Raw genomic sequence first — 2892 nt, forward strand, 5'->3', positions numbered from 1 at the left:
GTCCTGGCCCTGCCCGAGCGCCAGCGGGACGCCGTCGTCCTCGCCTACTGCCTCGGCCTGGCGGACGAGGAGGCCGCCGCCTACCTCGGCATCCCGCCCGCGACGCTGCGCGCGCACCGCCGCCAGGCCCACCGCCGCATCGCGCGGGCGGTGGGGCGGCCGGACTTCGCGTCGGGGCGGCTCGTGGTACTGGAAGCGTGTCAAGGGGAGGAACGATGACGGGGGCGGCGTACGGACGACTACTGGGCTGGGCGGACGGGGGCAGGCGCGAAGGGGCCCGGCACGTCACGGTCGTCCCGTGCGCGCTGGCCGCCTCGCCGTCCCTGTCGGACCGCGTGACGGCCGCGCCCGCGCCGTTCCCGTCCGAGCACGAACAGGCCGCCCACGAGCTGGACCTGGCCACCGCGCTGGTGCTCGGCGCGCCGCAGGCCGGCCGCTCGCTGGACCTGCTGGTGAACAGTCACCGCATCCACCCCGAGGGCGCGCTGGTCTTCGGGTGCCTGCTGGCCGTCACCGGCCGGGACGACCCGGCCCAGTTCTGGTGGCAGTTCGCCGCCGGCTCGGGCAGCTCCACCGCCGCGTACCTGCTGCACCTGCACCACCTGCGGCTGGGGGAGCCCCGGGACGCCGCCTACTGGCGGGACCAGGCGGAGCGCCTCGCGGCCGCCCCGCGCCGCAGGCACCGTCCTCTCCGGGCCACCGAGCCGCTGTTCCCGGACGACGTGCGCCACGACATCCTCGCCCGCTGCCACGAGGGACTCCACCCGAAGCTGCCGACCGCCCTGGAGGCGGCGATCAACCGCCTCACCGTCACCTCCGACGACGAGGACTACGGCGAGATCCCGCAGCCCCGCTCGGCCCTCGTCTCGGAACTGGCCGCCCCGGAACGGGCGTAGCGCCGGGGCAGTAGTGAGAGCCCGTGCCGCCCCCCCCCCGCGGGGGGGGGGGGGGCGGGGGCGGGGGGGCGCCCCCGGCCCCCCCCACCCGGGGGGGGGGGGCGCCCCGGGCCGGGCGGGCATCCGTCAGCGGGTCAGCACTGGCGCAGGCCCGGCGCCGGGTCGGAGGAGGTGAAGACGTCGACGGCGGGGACGTTGCCCCACGGGCCCTGGTCGGTCTGGGTCCAGTACCAGATGTCGTTGCCGCCGGGGTGGGTGTCGCCGTGGCCCCAGCAGTCGAACCAGTTGTAGCCGCCCACCAGGGTGCCGCGGGTCGCGGAGCGGTAGGAGCGGTCGGCGAAGGCCCGGGCGCCGGCGTTGTTGCCGCACCACAGCCTGCCGTCGCCGTGCACGCTGCAGTCGGCGGTGACGGCAGGCCTGGCGGAGGCCTCCCGCATGCCGGGCGCCGCGCCGGCGCTCGGGGCGGTGGCGACGAGGCCGGCGGTGAGGACGAGGACGGCGAGAGCGCCGGGGACCTTACGACTCATCGGCATGGGACATCCCTTTCTGGACAGCGGGCCTTGCTGGACGACGGGCTGTGCCGGACGACGGTGTCCGGCCGACAGGCCGTGCCGCGCCGAGGAGTTGCGCACGAACGACCGGCGGCGCACTGCGGCCTTTCCCGTGAGGCAAGGCTTACCTGGCCGGGTCCGGGCGGGCTATCCATCCGCGGCCGCTCCGCCGCTGCCGTGGATGGATAGTGCCCCGCCGGGCGCGGACGGTCTAATGGATGCGTTCTCGCGGGGGCCGGTTCTCGCGCAGGACCGCCGACGGCGTCCGTCCGTACGTCTTGCGGTACGTCTCGGCGAAGCGGCCCAGGTGTGTGAAGCCCCAGCGCAGGGCGACCTCGGTCACGGTGCTCGCGGTGGCCTCCCCACGGGCCATCGCGAGCAGGTCGCGGTGGGCCGCCTCCAGCCGGACGTTCCGCAGGTGGGCGAGCGGGGTCGTGCCGAGCCGGCTGCGGAAGCCGGCCCGCAGGCTGCGCACGCTGACCCGGGCGGCCACGGCCATGTCGGCGACCGAGATCGGTTCGTGCGCGTGGTCGCTGCAGTAGGCGAGGGCACGGCCGACGGCTCCGGCGGGTGCCGCGCGGTCCGGGCCCGACCAGGGGCTGATCCGGTGCGGCTGGGCGTCCAGGAGGCCGTGGACCAGCAGCTGTTCGAAGTGCCCGCGCGCGAGCGGCGAGGCGTCGAGCAGGCCGGACTCGGCGGAGCGGGTGAAGCTCTGCACGGCGCTCAGCCATGCGGCGACGGTGCCCGAGCCGGTGTCGAGCACCGGGTCGAAGCGGGTGATGCCCGACGGCGTGTCGCCGAGCCGGACGGCCAGGGCGTCGTCGAGGGCCTGGCGGGTGATCAGGACGACGCGGTTGAGGCTGTCGCCGTTCCAGGCCATGGCGAGCCGCTGGCCGGGCCCGGCGATGCTGAGCGTCGTGGGCAGTTCGGTGCCGTCGACGGTGACGGTGCCGTGGCCGGCGAGCGGGATGTGGACGTTGTAGAACCTGGCCAGTTCGCCCGGGTCGATCTCCACGGCGGTGCCGTACCCGAGGTCGTAGACCGAGACGGGCCCGGCCCAGATCCGGCGGAACTGGCCGTCGGCGCGCCGGTCGTGGTCGACGACGCGCAGGCGGTGGGGCGAGAAGTGGGCGCTGACCAGGGCGTGGAGTTCCTCGACGTCTCCGCCCTGGTAGAGCAGGCCCGCACGGGCGTCGTCGGCGTGCGGGCCGGGATCGAAGTCAGCTGGCATGGCCCCCCGGCCTTCTCTGGTGGAATATCAGGTGTCACCTGGGTCGTTGAAAGTTGTTGGATCGGCCCACAATAGCGTGCACATGACAGATCGTTCCCGGGGGCGGGGATGAGAAAAGCCTGGGAGGGGGCGCCTAGGGCGGCACCTCCCAGGGTGTGGGGGGTGCAGACGTCTGCCGGGGAACCCCCCCCCCGGGAGAACCCCCCCTGGGGCG

The 2892-nt window shown here is 75.1% G+C and carries 4 protein-coding genes; 2 read left to right on the forward strand and 2 right to left on the reverse strand.

What is annotated here, in order from left to right:
- Positions 1-219, forward strand: a 219-nt coding sequence (locus ACFV4F_RS42990; protein ID WP_380511427.1) for a sigma factor-like helix-turn-helix DNA-binding protein, incomplete at its 5' end; no start/stop codon positions are given.
- Positions 216-896, forward strand: coding sequence for a hypothetical protein (locus tag ACFV4F_RS42995; protein WP_380511429.1), 681 nt, complete (start codon positions 216-218; stop codon positions 894-896). The genes ACFV4F_RS42990 and ACFV4F_RS42995, both read left to right, overlap by 4 nt.
- A gap of 134 nt (positions 897-1030) precedes the next feature.
- On the opposite strand, the gene ACFV4F_RS43000 is transcribed toward ACFV4F_RS42995, so the two are convergent.
- Together ACFV4F_RS43000 and ACFV4F_RS43005 are read right to left on the reverse strand one after the other, a co-directional pair.
- Positions 1031-1429 (reverse strand): hypothetical protein, encoded by a 399-nt coding sequence (locus ACFV4F_RS43000; protein ID WP_380435384.1) that lies wholly within the window; start codon positions 1427-1429, stop codon positions 1031-1033.
- 229 nt (positions 1430-1658) lie between these two features.
- Complete coding sequence (locus tag ACFV4F_RS43005) at positions 1659-2678, reverse strand: AraC family transcriptional regulator (protein ID WP_380435385.1); 1020 nt, start codon at positions 2676-2678, stop codon at positions 1659-1661.
- Between the last annotated feature and the right edge of the window lie 214 nt (positions 2679-2892).

The sequence above is a fragment of the Kitasatospora sp. NPDC059722 genome (assembly GCF_042733235.1).
Taxonomy (GTDB): Bacteria; Actinomycetota; Actinomycetes; order Streptomycetales; family Streptomycetaceae; genus Kitasatospora.

Excerpts from the sequence above, each read along its gene's own strand:
- ACFV4F_RS42995 (WP_380511429.1), top strand. The coding sequence starts at position 216 with ATGACGGGGGCGGCGTACGGACGACTACTGGGCTGGGCGGACGGGGGC.
- ACFV4F_RS43000 (WP_380435384.1), bottom strand. The coding sequence starts at position 1,429 with ATGCCGATGAGTCGTAAGGTCCCCGGCGCTCTCGCCGTCCTCGTCCTC.
- ACFV4F_RS43005 (WP_380435385.1), bottom strand. The coding sequence starts at position 2,678 with ATGCCAGCTGACTTCGATCCCGGCCCGCACGCCGACGACGCCCGTGCG.